Source organism: Mesorhizobium sp. M1399, from assembly GCF_040317735.1.
Lineage (GTDB): Bacteria > Pseudomonadota > Alphaproteobacteria > Rhizobiales > Rhizobiaceae > Mesorhizobium.
This window is the reverse complement of sequence record NZ_JAMYKZ010000039.1, coordinates 1-16,525: the sequence shown is the minus strand read 5'-3', so window position 1 is coordinate 16,525 and position 16,525 is coordinate 1. Positions and strand designations below refer to the sequence as shown.

Annotated in this window: 12 protein-coding genes and 7 pseudogenes; 12 read left to right on the top strand and 7 right to left on the bottom strand. The window is 57.9% G+C overall.

Features of this window, described 5'->3' with window-relative positions; translation table 11 throughout:
* The coding region (locus NKH05_RS32115) for a transposase (protein ID WP_353027030.1) at window positions 1-269 on the bottom strand (269 nt) is incomplete at its 3' end.
* 1,189 nt (window positions 270-1,458) lie between these two features.
* On the opposite strand from NKH05_RS32115, the gene NKH05_RS32110 reads away from it, so the two are divergent.
* Window positions 1,459-2,481 carry an IS110 family RNA-guided transposase gene (locus NKH05_RS32110; protein ID WP_258120175.1) on the top strand — a complete coding sequence of 341 codons (1,023 nt, stop codon included), beginning with the start codon at window positions 1,459-1,461 and terminating at the stop codon, window positions 2,479-2,481.
* A gap of 234 nt (window positions 2,482-2,715) precedes the next feature.
* Here the strand turns inward: NKH05_RS32110 and NKH05_RS32105 are convergent.
* Window positions 2,716-3,902 (bottom strand): IS3 family transposase gene (locus NKH05_RS32105; protein ID WP_353027028.1). Its coding sequence is split into 2 segments (ribosomal slippage): window positions 2,716-3,650 and window positions 3,650-3,902, totalling 1,188 coding nucleotides; the frame shifts between segments, so codons are not numbered across the junction.
* 65 nt (window positions 3,903-3,967) lie between these two features.
* A complete protein-coding gene (locus NKH05_RS32100) occupies window positions 3,968-5,398 on the bottom strand; it encodes an amidase (protein ID WP_353027026.1) in 1,431 nt (476 codons plus the stop codon).
* A 127-nt stretch (window positions 5,399-5,525) separates the two neighbouring features.
* Between NKH05_RS32100 and NKH05_RS32095 the strand changes: the two genes are divergently transcribed.
* From NKH05_RS32095 to NKH05_RS32085, 3 genes are read left to right on the top strand one after another with little or no spacing between them, the layout of a single operon-like run.
* Entirely contained in the window at window positions 5,526-5,825 is a 300-nt protein-coding gene (locus NKH05_RS32095) for a hypothetical protein (RefSeq protein ID WP_353027024.1), read from the top strand.
* Between the two features lie 2 nt (window positions 5,826-5,827).
* Complete coding sequence (locus tag NKH05_RS32090) at window positions 5,828-6,130, top strand: hypothetical protein (protein WP_353027034.1); 303 nt, start codon at window positions 5,828-5,830, stop codon at window positions 6,128-6,130.
* Entirely contained in the window at window positions 6,022-6,285 is a 264-nt protein-coding gene (locus tag NKH05_RS32085; protein WP_353027022.1) for a transposase, read from the top strand. The genes NKH05_RS32090 and NKH05_RS32085 overlap by 109 nt, the downstream gene beginning before the upstream one ends.
* A gap of 286 nt (window positions 6,286-6,571) precedes the next feature.
* On the opposite strand, the gene NKH05_RS32080 is transcribed toward NKH05_RS32085, so the two are convergent.
* Both NKH05_RS32080 and NKH05_RS33265 read right to left on the bottom strand, forming a co-directional pair.
* Entirely contained in the window at window positions 6,572-8,203 is a 1,632-nt protein-coding gene (locus NKH05_RS32080; protein ID WP_353027020.1) for a GMC family oxidoreductase, read from the bottom strand.
* A 283-nt stretch (window positions 8,204-8,486) separates the two neighbouring features.
* Window positions 8,487-8,627, bottom strand: a pseudogene (locus NKH05_RS33265) (Tn3 family transposase); the annotation flags it as partial.
* A gap of 64 nt (window positions 8,628-8,691) precedes the next feature.
* Between NKH05_RS33265 and bioZ the strand changes: the two are divergent.
* The 3 pseudogenes from bioZ to NKH05_RS32070 form a co-directional block, all read left to right on the top strand.
* Window positions 8,692-8,971: pseudogene (gene bioZ, locus NKH05_RS32075) on the top strand (3-oxopimeloyl-[acyl-carrier-protein] synthase BioZ); the annotation flags it as partial.
* Window positions 8,972-9,058: 87 nt separating this feature from the next.
* Window positions 9,059-9,223 (top strand): annotated as a pseudogene (locus NKH05_RS33260) (ATP-binding protein); the annotation flags it as partial.
* 819 nt (window positions 9,224-10,042) lie between these two features.
* Window positions 10,043-10,388: pseudogene (locus NKH05_RS32070) on the top strand (transposase); the annotation flags it as partial.
* A 213-nt stretch (window positions 10,389-10,601) separates the two neighbouring features.
* Here the strand turns inward: NKH05_RS32070 and NKH05_RS32060 are convergent.
* A pseudogene (locus NKH05_RS32060) lies at window positions 10,602-10,888 on the bottom strand (IS66 family transposase zinc-finger binding domain-containing protein); the annotation flags it as partial.
* Window positions 10,889-11,214: 326 nt separating this feature from the next.
* Between NKH05_RS32060 and NKH05_RS32055 the strand changes: the two are divergent.
* The 4 genes from NKH05_RS32055 to NKH05_RS32040 all read left to right on the top strand — a co-directional run bounded on the left by NKH05_RS32055 (window position 11,215) and on the right by NKH05_RS32040 (window position 15,308).
* On the top strand, window positions 11,215-12,048 hold the full coding sequence (locus tag NKH05_RS32055) for a transporter substrate-binding domain-containing protein (RefSeq protein WP_353027018.1): 834 nt from the start codon (window positions 11,215-11,217) through the stop codon (window positions 12,046-12,048).
* Window positions 12,049-12,108: 60 nt separating this feature from the next.
* Complete coding sequence (locus tag NKH05_RS32050; RefSeq protein ID WP_353027016.1) at window positions 12,109-13,083, top strand: amino acid ABC transporter permease; 975 nt, start codon at window positions 12,109-12,111, stop codon at window positions 13,081-13,083.
* Window positions 13,084-13,202: 119 nt separating this feature from the next.
* Window positions 13,203-13,946, top strand: a complete 744-nt coding sequence (locus NKH05_RS32045; protein ID WP_353027032.1) for an amino acid ABC transporter ATP-binding protein — start codon at window positions 13,203-13,205, stop codon at window positions 13,944-13,946.
* A 183-nt stretch (window positions 13,947-14,129) separates the two neighbouring features.
* Window positions 14,130-15,308 carry a M24 family metallopeptidase gene (locus NKH05_RS32040; protein WP_353027014.1) on the top strand — a complete coding sequence of 393 codons (1,179 nt, stop codon included), beginning with the start codon at window positions 14,130-14,132 and terminating at the stop codon, window positions 15,306-15,308.
* A 320-nt stretch (window positions 15,309-15,628) separates the two neighbouring features.
* Here the strand turns inward: NKH05_RS32040 and NKH05_RS32035 are convergent.
* Window positions 15,629-15,903: pseudogene (locus tag NKH05_RS32035) on the bottom strand (DDE-type integrase/transposase/recombinase); the annotation flags it as partial.
* A gap of 126 nt (window positions 15,904-16,029) precedes the next feature.
* Here NKH05_RS32035 and NKH05_RS32030 point away from each other — a divergent pair.
* Window positions 16,030-16,469: pseudogene (locus tag NKH05_RS32030) on the top strand (NAD(P)/FAD-dependent oxidoreductase).
* Window positions 16,470-16,525: the final 56 nt, after the last annotated feature.

The window sequence follows — 16,525 nt, the reverse complement described above, 5'->3', positions numbered from 1 at the left end:
ACCTCCAGCTCGATCACCGCTGGGGATGCCGCCGGCCGCGAAACGGCGACAGGCTCATCGGGAGCCACGACAACTTCGGCAAAGCCCGTCTCGCGGGCTCTCACCGTGCGGCGCCACTTATAGATCAGGCTGGTCGCGACATCGTACTGACGCGCTACCGCCGCCACTGTGGCCCCGGGCGCGAATGCCGCGGCCAGTATCCGGCACTGATCCTCTTCACGCCAACGACGACGACGCTCAGGCCCGGTCAATAACGTCACATGGCTCATGCTGTGCTGCTAACTTCGCTCGTAAGGGCGACCTTAAGAGCGCAGCCTCGCTACCGTGCCGTCCTCTCGCAAGGCGGCCTTCGCCGGAGGGTATCAGTCGATCGCCTGTGCCAGCCGCATCAGTTCGTGCTTCATGTTGATGATCTGATCGAGCCTGGAGCGGAACAGGTCCTGCTCTCCCGTCTCGCGCTTCTCGCGTGGCCTGGACACCGCAGTTCCCTCGATTCGCCTCGCCAAAACGAGTGAATCACGCCTCGGCGCACAAGGGAATCGCAAAACCGAATTGCAAGAAAACAGCGGTCGAACACCGCAAATCCTGCAATTCCAAAGCTGCCATCTGCGCTATTCAGAAAGCCAGATCAACGGCTTGCAGATAGTTCACGGTCGACGGATTAGGATAGTTTGCTGAGACAGCTTCGGGATATTCTCCGCTTCCGCCTCAGCAAGCTTTGAACCGCGCCGGGTTGATCGGAGGCTCCATGTGTGGATGCCCCGTTTCATGCAAGTGCCATTCGCCAAGATGACGGTGAATTGATCTGCGCCGTAGGCTATCTCGACGCCTCGGTTGCAGTTCACTAGCGCTTTCATCACCTGTTCACAGACCGGCGCGCCGTTGTCTGAATTGACGTATAGGTTGCTATTTTAGATACTCCCGTTCCAAGCAAAGCCGCCGCCAAATTCAGTGCATCAATTCAGTGGAAGCATCCTGGAGCACTTCCCATAGATAGTTGGCTGAGGCGAAATCAGTCAGCATATGGAGCCCGTAGGGCCCGTCATTCATTTCGCAGATCAAAACCGCGCTGAATCCGCGCTACGACCGTTTGTCCGACCTCACTTTGGAGAAAACGACGCTGCGCAGATCCACACCGCAAATCTTCGCCATCATCTGCGCGCATACACCTGCCCTCTAGAGGCAACTATAGCTGTCAGCACGGGGAAGCGGGTACCCTATTGGAACTCACCGTGGGCGTCGTCGGCATTCCAGCCTTGCCTCCAGGTCGCTGCACACATTATCTATCGCGTCTCGATCAGGCAGGACGAGGTACTTTTCCTTTCCAAGCCGCGCGATAAGAGTCAGTTTCGAACATTTGATCCGATTGTCAGTGACCTGATGAGGTGGACGCCCCCTCGACGGCATCGCAATGTGCCAAAGTGTGGCTGTCGAAAGTCACAAGAGGGAGAGCCGTCCATGGAGAAGGTTAGCACAATCGGTCTGGATGTCGCCAAGCACGTGTTTCAGGTGCACGGCGTTGACGCGCAGGGCGCAGTGGTTGTCCGCCGGAAGTTGCGTCGCGACGATGTAGTCGCATTCTTTACGTCCTTGCCGGCGTGCTTGATCGGCATCGAAGCCTGCGCAACGAGCCATCACTGGGCTCGTGTCCTCACGGCTCTGGGGCATGAGGTTCGCCTGATGCCTGCGTCATACGTCAAGCCATACGTGAAGCGGCAGAAGAATGATGCTTCGGATGCCGAGGCAATCTGCGAGGCGGTCACGCGACCGACGATGCGCTTTGTTCCGACAAAGAGCGAGGAGCAGCAGAGCGTGTTGATGCTGCATCGCGTCCGCGAGCTTTTGATCCGGCAGCGGACAATGCTGGTGAACGCCTTGCGCGGCCACTTGGCGGAGTTGGGCATCATCACTCGTCAGGGTGCTACAGGGCTGAGCATGCTCGTCGCGTTGGTTGAGGACGAGGGGCACGACCTCATTCCCCCGCTTGCCCGATCGGCCCTCTTTCTTTTGGTACAGCAATTGCGTGAGGTGCACGAGAAGGTCGGTGAACTGGACCGACAGATTCACATCTGGCATCGTTCGCACGAGTTGAGCCGTCGCCTCGAAACGATCCCCGGCATCGGTCCGATCACCGCCAGCGCAATCGTTGCGACCGTTACAGATGCGTCCCTGTTCAAATCCGGCCGGCAACTCGCGGCTTGGCTTGGCCTGGTGCCGCGACAGAACTCATCCGGAGGAAAGGATCGGCTCGGGCGGATCAGCAAGCAAGGCGATCCCTACATCCGTCGCCTTCTTGTTGTGGGAGCCCATGCCGTGCTTCGCTTCTGTCGTAAGGGCAAAGCGGCACCCACTCGCTGGGCTGCCGAGCTTCTGGCGAAAAAGCCGTACAACGTCGTTGCGGTGGCCTTGGCAAACAAGATGGCCCGGATCGTCTGGGCGCTGATGACTACGGGCAAGCGCTTCGCGGATTCACCGGCGTAGTGACGTAGTCGCAGAGGATGCACAGATGACGCACGGTCGAACCGGGATCGGAAAAACCCGCTCAGTGGGTGCCGCTCAAAAAAGCGCGTTGACCTGTCTGGGATCCGATCCGCGGACTTCATCAAGGCCAGCGGCATGAACAGGCCGCACTCAAAGGCCGAATACATGCCTGCACCCGACCAACCTGTCATCAATGTCAGAAAGCCCTTGCCACGCGGAGGCCGTCCATAATTTTCATCCGGCTGCAGTTAGAGCCTCGGCGGGTTTTACGCCGTATGGCGCGGGTTGAGCAACGGGTGATCGGCGGAGCTGGTCGGGGTTGCGCAGCCGATCGTCCGTTGCGGTGAGATTGGCGGCATAAGCCGCAGGCGTGATGTATCCGAGCGCCGAATGTGGGCGCGATCGGTTGTAGTCGTCTGCCCATTCGGCGATGGTTGTTCGGGCATGGTCGAGGCCGAAGAACAGGGTTTCGTTCAGCAACTCGTCCCGCATCCGCCCGTTGAAGCTTTCGCAGAAGCCGTTCTGCATCGGCTTGCCTGGCGCGATGAAGTGCCATTCCACCTGATGATCCTTCGACCAGGCGAGGATCGCGTTCGAGGTGAACTCGGTGCCGTGGTCGGAGACGATCATGCCCGGCTTGCCGCGCCGGGCGATCAGTTCCGTCAGTTCACGCGCCACCCGGCGGCCGGAGATCGAGGTGTCCGGGATCGCAGCCAGGCATTCGCGCGTCACGTCGTCGACGATGTTGAGGACGCGGAAGCGCCGGCCGCAGGCGAACTGATCATAGACGAAATCCAGCGACCAGCGCGCGTTCGGCTTCGCCTGAACCAGGATCGGTGCCCGCGTTCCTACCGCTCGGCGCCTGGAGCGTCGCTTGCGCACGGCCAGTCCTTCTTCGCGGTATAGCCGGTAGATGCGGTTGATACCCGATGCCTCGCCTTCGCGCCTGAGCAGAATGAACAGCCGCCGATAGCCGAAGCGCCGGCGCTCGTTGGCCAGGTCGCGTAGCCTTGTGCGCAGCTCCGTCTCCGGCGGACGCCGGGACCGATAGCGGATCATCTTACGATCGGCGTCGACGAAGGAACAGGCCCGACGCTCCGACAGGCCCATCGTGGCCTGCAGATGCGCGACGGCTTCGCGCTTGGCGGCGGGCCCTACCATTTTTTTGACAGAAGCTCGCGCAGTGCCGAGGCTTCCAGCATCTGGTCGGCGAGCAGCTTCTTCAGCTTCGCGTTCTCGTCTTCCAAGGCCTTCAGCCGTTTGGCATCGGAGACGCCCATCCCGCCATACTTCGCCTTCCAGTTATACAGCGTCGCCTCGGAGATCCCATGCTTGCGCGCCAGGTCGCCCGCCTTCGCCCCCGCTTCGTGCTCACGCAGAACCGCGATGAGCTGCTCTTCCGTAAACCGCTTTCTCTTCATCAGTCCGTCCTTCAATCGAGGCCGGACTCTAATCTCAGATGGAGGAAATTACCCGTGGCAGGTCATCAGCTGTTCCCTGCTCGAATTTTTGGTCGCTGATGGCTCCAAGGTCTAGCTTTCTCCAGATCGCGTGCGACACGCACCAGCGTGGCCTCATCGCCAAAGCGGCCGACGATCTGAATACCGATCGGCAGCCCGCTGGCGCTTTGCGACAAAGGCAAGGACACCGAAGGTTGTCCGGTTACATTGAATACGCCAGTATACTGACAAATCGCCGTGTCCGCTTCCACATATTCCTCTGCGGAGACCGCCGGGTTGTTTGCAGAATAGATGCCGCCGTGCGGTACGGCCACGATTGGCATTGTGGGAGTCAGAAGAATGTCAAAGGTATGGATCGCCTCGCCCACGCGGAAACGCATTTTCCGGACGACCTCCTCTAGATCCGCCGCTCGGGAAAGTGGCAAATCGCGGCTATATTCATACCGTTTTAGGTTGACCGGCTCCAAGGTATCTGTGCTGATAGTGCGTCCCATGGCCCGCGCCGCTTTTTCGAACCCACTCGCGGCCGTCGGGGCGAGATATAATCTGCTGAACTCGACGGGCTCATATGGCGGGTCGATGTCTTTTACGGTGTGCCCCATCTCCTGCAGAAGCGTTGCCGTCGACTCGACAGCGCGTAGCACTTCCGGATCGAGGTCGATCGCGCCCCAACTCGTCCGAGCGACCCCGACCCGCAGACGACCGGTGGGCTGTGAGAGCTCCTCCACATAGGAACGGTTTGGCTGGATGATGATAAACGGATCGCCGGGATGGGGACCGGAAAAGACGTCCAGCGCGGCGGCCATGTCGCGCACAGTTCGACACAGGACAAACGCGCGGCTGAAACCACCCGATGCGTCCTGATTGTCCGGACCGCCGGAAACACGTCCTCGGGAGGGGTTCAATCCGACAAGACCGCACCAGGACGCCGGGATGCGAATTGACCCCCCACCGTCGCTACCGGATGCAATTGGAGTGATGCCGGCGGCGACCGCCGCAGCGGATCCCCCCGAGGATCCCCCAGCGGTGCGTTCCAGATCCCATGGATTGCCGGTAATGCCATTGAGAACGGATTGGCTCATTGCGGTAGTTCCAAGCTCCGACGTTGTCGTTCTTCCCAGAGTGCGAAGCCCCCCGTCCCGTGCGCGCCGAAAAAAATAGCTGTCGGTATTCGAACGATGGCCTTTGAACAGACGGCTCCCTTTTTCCTCAAGGCGGCCAGCTTCGGTGTACCCTATATCCTTGCGAAGGAAAGGCACGCCATGGAAGAGTCCTCCGTCCGCGCCCGCAACGGTCTCGGCATCTTCGTAGAACTCGATTACAGCGTTGATGCGTGGATTGACCTCGTCGTGGGCTTGGCGGGCTAGCCGCGTCAATTCCAAGGGCGTTACTTCGCCCGCGCGCACCAGAGCGGCCAATCCGGTAGCGTCATGATCGACGTATTCGCTCAATTTCATCTTAGCTATGCCCTTAATTCCGCTTGGAATTTTATGCTGGATGAAGGTCGATCACTGACTGACCCGAGTCAAATTCAGTTTGCATATTGTGTCCATCTCGGAACGAGAACGAGATGGAGACAACCTCGTGGCCGACGCGATATCCGCGAGTTCAAAAAGAGGCGACGCTGCTGGGCTCGCGCAATTGGCAAGAACGGGCTTCTACAAGGAGGTTCACGTCAAATCGCCGGGCGCGCACGGTGTACCCAGCATGATCACCGCTCGCGCTCATCTGGTGGAGGCCGGTGTCCGGCTCGACAACATGATCCGTGGGATGTGCGTCACCTTCGGCTATAGGCCGGGCGTCGGGTGGGGAAAGGCCTTCATCGCACGCATCATGCAAGCATCCCACATCCCTGGTCTTGCGAAGCGATCACTTGGTTACTGACGGTGCGCGTGCAGCTGGTCGAGCAGACCAAGGATCTGGATCTCAAGCTGCGTATGCTCGCCGCTCAGTCGCAGGTCTGCCAGATCCTCATGAGTATACCTGGTGTTGGCATTCAGACTTCAGCCGCCTTCTCCGCCGCCATCGACGAGGCGGCCGGTTCCGACAATCGCGAAACGCGGGTGCCTAATTTGGCCTGGTGCCCAGGCGTCACCAATCCGGCGAACTCGATTGGACCGGCCGGATCACAAAGCAAGGTGACAGCATGGTCCGCAAGCTTCTCTATGAAGCAGCCAACTCAATCCTGACCCGGAGCCGGGAGAGCTTCGCGCTCAAGACTTGGGCGCTGAAAATCTCGAAGCGACGCGGCCTGAAGAAAGCCCGAGTGGCACTCGCGCCGGCGGCTCGCTATCATCATGCATGCCATGCTGCGCGACTGCACTTTGTTCGAGGCTTGAGATGAGGTAGAAACAGTTTGCCAGTGGTGAAGCGCCAGCGCTGATCCGAGGGCCGTGTCCCGCGAGGGAACGCAGGGACGGACGATATGCGAAGGTAGTCAGATGGGCCTGACAGCCCGCTTCGAGTCAAGCTCTGCAAATTACAGATCCTCAACCTAGCGCGGTCCAGGATCGGAGGACCCTGCATGGACCGGCAATGACATCCGGCTGTGCCTTACAAGCCTACCAGAAGTGATGCCTCAGGATACCGAGCAGAGGATTGCCGTCGCCGATAATACGCGATTTCCTTCCTCATCGGGCGTCCGATCTAATCATATTTGCCGCTTTTTCGCCGATAGCCATGCTGGCGGCGTAAGTGTTTGCGGAGGGTATCGTGGGCATGATCGAGGCGTCAGCCACTCGCAAGCCATTCAATCCATGCAGACGCAATCGATCATCCACCACCGAGAGCTTGTCTGTTGCGGGACCCATTTTTGCGGTGCCGACTAGATGATACCCAGTAGATCCCTGCTCAATGCAGAACCTTAGCATGGCGTCGTCGCCTGCTATCTCAGCACCTGGAACCGTTTCACACTCTAAAAAAGGAGAAAGGGCTTCCGAATGCAGCACCCGTCGGACGAACTGCATCCCTGCAACCATTACAGCCCGGTCGATCGGATCGTTTAGATAATTTGGCTGTATAACAGGATCCACGGCCAGGTCCCGGGAGCGGGCTCGGACGAAGCCTCGACTACGCGGACGATGTTGCCAAGCACCACCTGTCACACCGGGATAGTCGTCAAGCATGTAATGTTTACCCTCTTTGTAGCTTCCAGGTGTAAACACGCACTGCAAATCAGGCTCCTCAAGACTCGGGCTTGAACTCGTAAACATGTAAACTTGGCTAGGCGCTTGTGACAGGATGTTTGGTCGGCTCAGTACCCATTTCGCCATTTCGAGAAGAAGACGGGGGCCTTTTGACAACTCGTTTAGCGTGATCACACCGGGCTTTGCCCGCATTACCATACGGGCGGAGTAGTGATCGGCAAGGTTCTCACCGACACCAGGCATGGCGTGAAGGACTGGAACACCGATGGCGGTCAACACTGCCCCTGGCCCGATACCTGAAATCTGAAGAAGTCGGGCTGTATTGACTGTGCCAGCCGAGAGCACGACCTCACGACGCGCGTCGACCCGGATGTCCGCCCCGCTGCCCTTCCTCCGGAGTTTGACCCCCTTCACTTGCCGTCCCGCAATGACCAGGGATGTTACGGTTGCATTGGTGATCAACTTAAGATTCGGCCGCTTCAAAACGGGCCTTAAGATGGCTGCTGCAGAGCTTACTCGCAGCCCGTTCCGGATCGTGCGCTGGAAATAGCCCACCCCTTCTTGCATCCCGCTGTTGTAGTCAGGATTGAGTGGCAGCCCGAAAGACCGCGCGGCCTCGATAAGAGCCTCGGAGACTGGATGGAACCAGTCCATGTCTGTTACTGGCACACCTCTGGAGTTACGGCCGTGAATATCCTCGGTACCCAAACCGACCCTAAACTCAGATTTTCGAAAGTAGGGCAGGAGGTCGTCCCAACTCCAGCCTGTGTTTCCCATTTTGGCCCAAGTACCGAAATCGGACGGCAAGCCCCGATTGTAGACCATGCCGTTGATCGACCCGCTGCCACCGACCACTTTTCCCTGCGTTGTCGAGATCGGACGACCGCCGGTTAGCGGGGTTGGTTCGGTGTGAAATTGCCAGGTGATGTCTGGTTGCATCAGCGTCTTGACGAAACCCGCGGGTACCATCACATACGGACGCCGATCGCTCGGTCCCGCCTCGACTAGGCAGACTCGAGTGAAAGGATCCTCAGCTAACCGGGCAGCAACGATGGCGCCGGCGGCGCCTGCTCCGACGACAATGTAGTCGTAGACTTCGCTGGGGCTCTCGATCATGGTCTTTCCTTCGTCTTGATGCAAGCGACGCCAGTAGGCAACTGCTCGTTGCCGGTGGCGTTCGCTCTAAGCGTCGGGCGTGGATGTTGTGTATGGGCTTCACATTTGCGACCTTGTCAAATGCAGTGTTCATATTATCGCATCTGGTTTCGAGATAGGACGGGACATCAGGTGGACCAGCCCCTTTGACCTCCGAACTGGACACCATGCCGTCCGTCTCGCAATTAAAAGCTTTCCACTTTAGGTAGCCGGTCGGCACGCGCGACTGCGTTCAGCTCCGTTCCTGACAGCGCCGGCGTAATGCCGGGCTTGCGCACCTTTCGATCATGAATAGCGATCGTTGGATGCGGCCGAACTCTCGAGCGCCTTAGCCAACTGGCTCTCTCGTGGAGAGGCCGATAGCTTTCTTCAGGATGGTTGCCGGCCTGCAGTCGGGGCGCGTTCTACCGGAAGCCTACCGCTTGAAGAGCCCGCTTTCGCCGCAACGTTGGGCCGAAATGTTTGCAGACGGATTTACCCGCCTGCATGGCAAATCCACCCTTGTCATAGCCGCCAACATCCTCAGCCGTCGCATCAATCCGGCCGAGCGAGCCAGCGCCGTCCTGTTTGCCGATGCCGCCGGCGCCCTGGTGATCGGTCCCGGCGGGACACGGATCGGGGCATCCTCGGCGCATCGGTGGATTCGGACGGCTCACGCTATGGGCTGATCCAGATCTCGCCGGAGGAAGCAACACGACAGTGCGCGAAACGCTTCGTCGCGCGGAGACCGTCGGGCGGGTTTGGCCGCTTGGCGATGAGATCACCGATGCGGTTTCTGGAGGCCGCGCTTACAAGGCGAACGGGACGAAGACGGGTCTCTATGAGCGCGTCCCGCGCCTGTGCGCCAATCTCGCACTCGCCAGAGGCGACGGTCGATACGCACGATTACCGACGCCATCCTGGATCGTCTCGTTCACAACGCTCATCGCATCGATCTAACGGGGCGAAAGCCTGCGTCGAAAGCAGCCGCAAAAAGCTTGACACGCGTCGCCTACGAAATGCCAATAATCGAAGCCAGCAGAGCCTCAACCCCAGGGGGCGAGTTCATCTCGGAATCCGGGGGGCAATCATATCGGAACAATGGGGCGGCTTCGTCGGAATCGGCACACGAGAGCCTCAAGATCATGATGCCCTGGGTATTTGAGGAAGGTTCGCAGTGCGGCAAGCCGCTCCGAACGCTCTGCCACGAACTTGTTAGGTGATCAAGGAAATCGAGCACCAGTTGTGCGTTAAGGTCGGTGAGTGCGACTGCACTTGGCGTCTTCCCGATCGACGTCTCTGTAAAGGCCAGGAGTGCGTGTTTCAGTAAGTCCCGGACACCTTTTCCGGTAAGTCCGGACACCGTTTTCACTAACTCCCGGACAGTTTTCCGGGGTGGATTTGAGGGTCGGTTCATCGCGCCCGGCGCGTCCTCATCGCCATGCTCCGCATCCGTCGTCATGGGCGTCGGAACGCCAACTCTTGGCCCATCGCACAAGGGCGGAAGCAGCCAGGCTGGTGATGAGAGGCACAGCAATCTGACCGACGGTACCCGCCATCAAGATTCCGCCCTCTATCGTGGCGTCCTTCGCCATCATCGCATCCCGAGAGCCCTTCATCAATCTGGCAAACACTATCCCGGCGACTACTCCGGGCTACAATCCCCATAGCGCCAGTCTGCCCGCGGCTCCGTTCAAATCCGGCTTACAATGAGGTCCGACGTCCTGCCAAGCGGCTCCGTCGAGCATGCGGACCTGACAGAAGCCTCCAGATTCCTCTGGCGGCAGGATTGTGATTCAGGGTCTCTGAGGGGGACCTATTATGAATCGCAATCATTTCTGGCTCAGCAATGAGCAGTTTGGCCTGCTTGAACCGCATCTACCGACCGGCACGCGAGGCAAGCCGCGCGTTGATGATCGCCGCGTGATCAGCGGCATCATCCATGTGGTGAATAGCGGCGGACGCTGGGTCGATGCTCCGCGGTCTAGGGACCGCGGAAGACCCTCTACAACCGTTTTCAGCGCTGGTCGGCCAAAGGCGTTTGGAGCGCCATTTCCATGCTCTTGCTAACGCCGGCGGGCCTCCGGCGGAGCTTCTCATCGACTCATCGGCGGTAAGGGCTCATCGCTGTGCGGCCAGCGGCGAGGGATCCAGAAGGAGGAGTGCGGGATGAGACTGTTTGTCGGGTTGGATGTGTCGTTGGCGAAGACCGCGATCTGCGTGGTTAGCGAGCACGGGATAGTCGTGAACGAGGCGCAGGTCGCCAGTGAGCCCGAGGAGCTCGTGCACTGGATCGGAGAACAGAATGGCAGCATCGCCGCCATCGGTCTCGTACCGGGGGAAGTGCTTCAGCGCGTCCTCGAGACGAAGACGCTCACGGCGCCAGCAGTTGGGGACCGACGAAGCCGCCCGGCGTGGCATGGACGGCGCCGGCGGCTAGGTGATCTTCTCGCAGTCTCGGCAAGTGAACTTTGGCGCACCGTCTCGATCAGCTTGAACCGGCGCGGGATCTCTTCCAACGTCTCGGTCACGTCCTCGCCCCGCTTAGACAGCCGCGATCCCCGCAGCAGGCGCAGGCGCTGGGTGGCTCGATCACGATGCGCCGCGATCGGTATCGGTCGGCCATGGCTTGCGCACCGGCCGTTTGTGCGTGAAGGGGCGCACCGTCTTCACGTTTCCCCAGTGCCTAAAATGACGCCGGCCTCATTCGTGCCGAGTAAGTTTGCAACGTCGCACCATGGGTTATCAAACGACGGGATATCGAAGGCGGCTTCCAGCCATCTAACTTCCAGATGGATCTGATATTGATTATATTCTTGCTACCTCATGGGCCGAGGGGCTTAGGGTTAGCATTGACGACGGCATAGAGGAGTGAGCGCTCGCCGCTGCTTCAACCGTGGTGATTGGGTATAGCAGCCGGTCGCCTCTGTATGAGCGGTACCACGGAGTCTCATGCATCAGAAGTCTTAATCAACCTAAAAGGGGAATGTACTATGAATAAGATTGCGACAGTTATCACAGCGGCGTCATTGTCTATCGCGTCGGTCGTTTGCAGTACCTCGGTGTATGCCGGAGAGGTGCTTAAGCGCGTCCTCGAAACTAAGACGCTCAAGGTTGCGGTAGGCACTGATTGGGGAGCAATGTCTTCCCTGAATGCGAACCACGAGTTAGAGGGCTACGACATCGACGTCGCCAAAGGCGTCGCGAAATACCTTGGTGTTAACGTTGAATTTGTCACGCCGGGGTGGGACATCATCGCGGCAGGCAACTGGCAGGGCCGCTGGGATATAAGCATGGGTCAAATGACACCCACTAAAGTCAGAGCTGAAAAGTTCGACTATTCCACCAACTACTTCTATGACCAAGGGGCCGCTGTTGTTCACAATGACAGTAAAGCATCTAACCTTTCCGATCTAAATGGAAAGATCGTCGGCGTTGCCGGTGGAACCCTGGCCGAGGACTATGCAAACCAAACCTTTAAGTGGGACTGGGTTGGCGCTCAGCCCGAAGATTACAAATTCAAGGCTGGTGAAGTCAAAGTTTATACTACAACCAATATTGCGTTTGATGATCTCCGGCTAGGCGATGGTACCCGTCTCGATGCAATCCTTACTGACGGAACTCTCGCGGAAAAAGCGATTAAATCGGGCTACCCCTTCAAGGTGCTTGGGAATTTCTATGCCGCGCCTGCTGCCATCCCTATGATGAAGGGCGATAAGGAGTTCAATGAGAAGGTCTCAGCCGCCCTAAAGAGCATGAAGGATGACGGCTCTCTCTCCAAGCTATCGGTTAAATGGTACGGATCGGACCACACTGTTGAGAAGTAGCAGCTAGCTGGAAGTTACGCGGCGCGGGCCAGCCCGAGCCGCCTTCTTGGAGGATGTCTCATGCTTTACCAGGATACAGTTGAATCCGAGGTGCTCGTCCATAAGCCTTGGTTTGTTGCCTCGATCTTCGTCGTCGTGTTCGCAATCTTTATGATGTTTAACCTTGCGAGCACCACCTTTGGTGATCTCATGCGCCCGGTTATCGGCGACCCGCTGCAGAGTGGCGTCTATGGGCGTTTCGCAATCGCCTTTGTGATCGCAGTCACGTTCTGCCTAAACATCGTGCTAATCGGTTTTGCCCCCTTGAAGGCGCAGATTGGCATTGTATGGATCGAGCTGCTGCTGCTCTTCCTGGCCTTCTTCAAAGCGTTCAAGCTCAGCCTGCCGTTCATCTGGGAAAATCTGCCATACCTGATTACGCAGGGTGTGGTGACGACGATCTATGTTTCAGCAGTTTCACTTGTTTGCGCATCAGTCATCGCCATCATTGCAGCAATTGCGAAGCTTTCAAGCAACGGCTTCGCTTACGCTATTGCCAGCTTCTATACATCCTTCTTTCGTGGCCTGCCGCTTCTCATACAGATTTACCTGATTTACCTCGGGCTGCCGCAACTGGGCATTGTCATCAATGCCGTTCCTTCAGGGATATTGGCACTTTCGCTTTGCGTTGGTGCCTATATGACAGAAATCTTCCGCGCCGGCATCCAAAGCATCGATCGCGGCCAATGGGAAGCGTCACGATCCATCGGTTTCGGCTTCGGTCTTACCATGCGCAGGATCATCCTGCCGCAGGGGCTGCCGGTGATCATTCCCCCAATGGGAAACACGTTCATCTCAATGCTGAAAGACAGTTCGCTTGTCTCGGTCCTTGGAGTGTGGGAGTTAACGTTCCTTGCTCGCACAATCGGCCAGCCGACCTTCCATCACATGGAGATGCTGATAACAGCCGCGATGATTTATTGGATCATGTCTGCCTGCCTCGAAGTGGCTCAATCGCGACTCGAGCGTCACTACGCAAGGAGTAAAGCACGATGACCGCTAGCCTCATAAGTCACTTGAAAGGCCTTGATGGCGGCGATTCCTCGCAAGCGATTGGCAATGTGCGGCGCGTATCACTTTCATCCCAGGAGACATCCAGTCAGAGGCAGGGGCCAATGAGTCCTGACATAATTATCGAAGCGACGAATGTCTCCAAATGGTACGGCACCTTTAGAGCATTAACTGATGTCAATCTAACCGTCCGCAAAGGCGAACGCATCGTCATCTGCGGTCCCTCCGGATCCGGGAAGTCGACGCTCATCCGCTGCTTCAACCGGCTCGAAGCGCATCAGAAGGGCGAGATCACGGTCAACGGGATCAGATTGCACAACAAGATGCGCAACGTGACTGAAGTCCGCAAGAATGTCGGGATGGTGTTCCAGCACTTCAATCTCTTCCCCCATATGACCGTGCTGATGAACTGCATGGCCGGTCCCATGTGGATCAAAGGCGTGCCCGAAGCTGAGGCCAAAAAGACCGCGCTGAAATTCCTGGACCGCGTGCGAATTCCAGAACAGGCGAACAAATACCCGGTTCAGCTGTCCGGCGGACAGCAGCAGCGTGTTGCGATTGCCCGTTCGCTGTGCATGGAACCAGAGGTCATGCTGTTCGACGAACCAACGTCGGCGCTCGATCCGGAAATGGTCTCCGAAGTGCTGGACACTATGACCAGTTTGGCACGCGACGGCATGACCATGGTCTGCGTCACCCACGAGATGGGGTTTGCTCGCGCCGTCGCTGACCGAGTTATCTTTATGGATTGGGGCCAAATCGTTGAAGAGGGCAAACCCGACGACTTCTTCACCAGCCCCCAGCACGAACGCACCAAGCTCTTTCTTAGCCAGATCCTGAGACATTGAAGGGTCTAGGCTGGCACTACAGGTCTCGGCGACCGGCATCCGGCCCTCCTAATATACCTGAACACAACGCGCAGGCGCGCAGGGTGGCGTGGCTTCGCCCCTCCAGATGGGCCACGCATACCGCTGGAAATGAGGATGCCGTCCCAGACGGTCGCCCTAGATTTGAATTAGAAGGAGATTAACGTGATAAAAGAACTGCATTTCGAGATTTCCGAGTTTCAGGCTCGTCTGACAGCGGTAAAGAAAGAAATGGCGACGAGGGGGATTGAGATTCTTCTTTTGTCAGAACCGCCTAACCAAAACTATCTTACCGGCTATAATGCTTACTCGTTCTATACTCCGCAAATGGTGATCGTCTCACTTGATCACGACGAGCCTATTTGGGTGGGCCGGTTGATGGACCGCGTTTCGGCGTTAATGACTACCTATCTTGCCGATCAAAACATCAGAGCTTACCCCGAGACCCATGTCCATTCGCCCGTCCTATCGGCCTATGCCTTTATGGCCGATATTGTAAAGGAAGTCGGGGGCGAGAAGGCGCGCATTGGCGTGGAGATGGGGGGCTACTATTATTCCGCCCGTGCTCACGAGGATCTTACCCGGGCTTTGCCACTTGCGGAATTCGTTGATGCTGACCTACTCGTTGGATGGCTCCGGCTGATAAAGAGTCCGACTGAAATCGCAATCATGCGTCAAGCCGGTCAGCTTGCAGATGTGACGATGCAACGTGTCATCGATACGGTGGAAGCTGGTGTTCGTGAATGCGATATCGCAGCAGCTATTTATCACCAGCAAGTGTCGGGCACGGCTGAGTTTGGGGGTGACTACCCTGCTTGCCCTCCGGATCTTTGCATAGGCGAGCGCTCAATCGCTCCACATGCAGCTTGGACCGACGAACCGGTGCCGAATTCCTCTGTTGTCAATCTTGAACTTTCGGGGTGCCGGCACCGTTACCAAGTTCAACTCTCTCGTACAATCGTAGTTGGTAAACCCTCAACTGCATTCCAAAATCTATCGGAGATCGCTGTCGAAGCCCTGAACGTCGGCCTCGAAAGTGTGCGTCCTGGTCGGACCTGTTCAGAAGTGTTCAGCGCATTCAGTCAAGTGCTTGCTCGCCATGGGATTGAAAAGGATTCCCGAATTGGATATCCGACTGGCATCGCATTTCCGCCCGCATCGGGAGAACGTACGGTTAGTATCCGCAAGGGAGATGAAACAGTTCTTCAGCCAGGTATGGTTTTCCACATGATGCCTGGCCTGTGGCTAGACAACGTTGGAATTACGATCACCCAAAGTTTTGCTGTTAAGGATCGCGGTTTTGAGCCTCTAACGAAGACAGCGCGCGAGCTTTTCGTCAAATAGGATGCGAATTTTCTTACGAAGTCGTGGCTACTGTGGTGGCAAGACTCTTCCTGCAAACCGTCGCCGATCCCGCCTTCTCGGCGGGATTCCAGCAGTTGCACGTGGTGCGGCGAGGCAATGCGCGCTTGTCGCCGCGATCCGCTACCCATGCGGCCGCACGCGTCTGCGGCGAAGCGCCGATTGATGCGACGCTCGACGAGGCGCGGCTCGGCGATTGCCGCGGCAGGCTACGCCAGGATCGATCGACCTGCGAACCGATTAGGATCGGGTTTCTTGCAACGGTTGAGTTGGGACGCAGGGAGGATTGTTTGCGCTTCTGGTCAGGCGGCGAGAATGGCGAACTGTCCGGCCCGCGACGGATTCGGATTGAAGGCGTACATGGCCTGTCGCTTGCGCATCATGTGACACATTTCAATGCCGGACAGGATAATGCCGACGCTTACTGGGGATTTGAAGCCGCACATCGTTCGGACACGGCGCTTGATGCGCCGATGGTCCTGATCGATCCCATTGTTCAAATATGGCTCCGGCGGATGCGAATCGGCTTCAGCAGACGCCGGGCGCGATCCCGCAAGCGATTTGTGGTGTCGCAGGCGAGACAAGTCTGTAGGCCGGATACCGCCGTAGCGTACCAAAAGGACAGTATTCTTTGACAATCTTCCCCTTCACCGAAGCCACCCCGATCCAGTTTCAAGCGACTCTGCCGAAGACCTCGGAAGTCGTGGTCATCGGCGGCGGCATTGTCGGCGTGACCACGGCGCTGTTCCTGGCGCGACGGAATATCTCGGTAACACTGTTGGAGAAGGGCCGCATCGCAGAGGAACAATCCTCGCGCAATGGGGCTGGATCCGCCAGCAGGGCCGCGATGCCGACGAACTCCCGATCGTCATCGAGGCGCGTCATCTCTGGCGGCAACTGGCCGAGGAATGCGGCGAGGATATAGGACTGAAGCAGACAGGCGCTACCTATCTCGCGCGGACGGATAAGGAGATGGCCGGTTTCGCGAAGTTCCTGAAGATTGCCCAGGATCATGGCGTCGACACGCGTCTTCTCGACCAAGGTGAGGTCGCAAAGCTGATTCCGGCCATGGCACGACCGTTCAAAGGCGCAATGACCACATGGGGTAATCGCGGGAGCGACGCGCCCTGGAACCGATCATAGCCTTGGAGGGTGGCTGTTCCCCGATAAGATGAAATACGGGCTCACGACTGGACGCC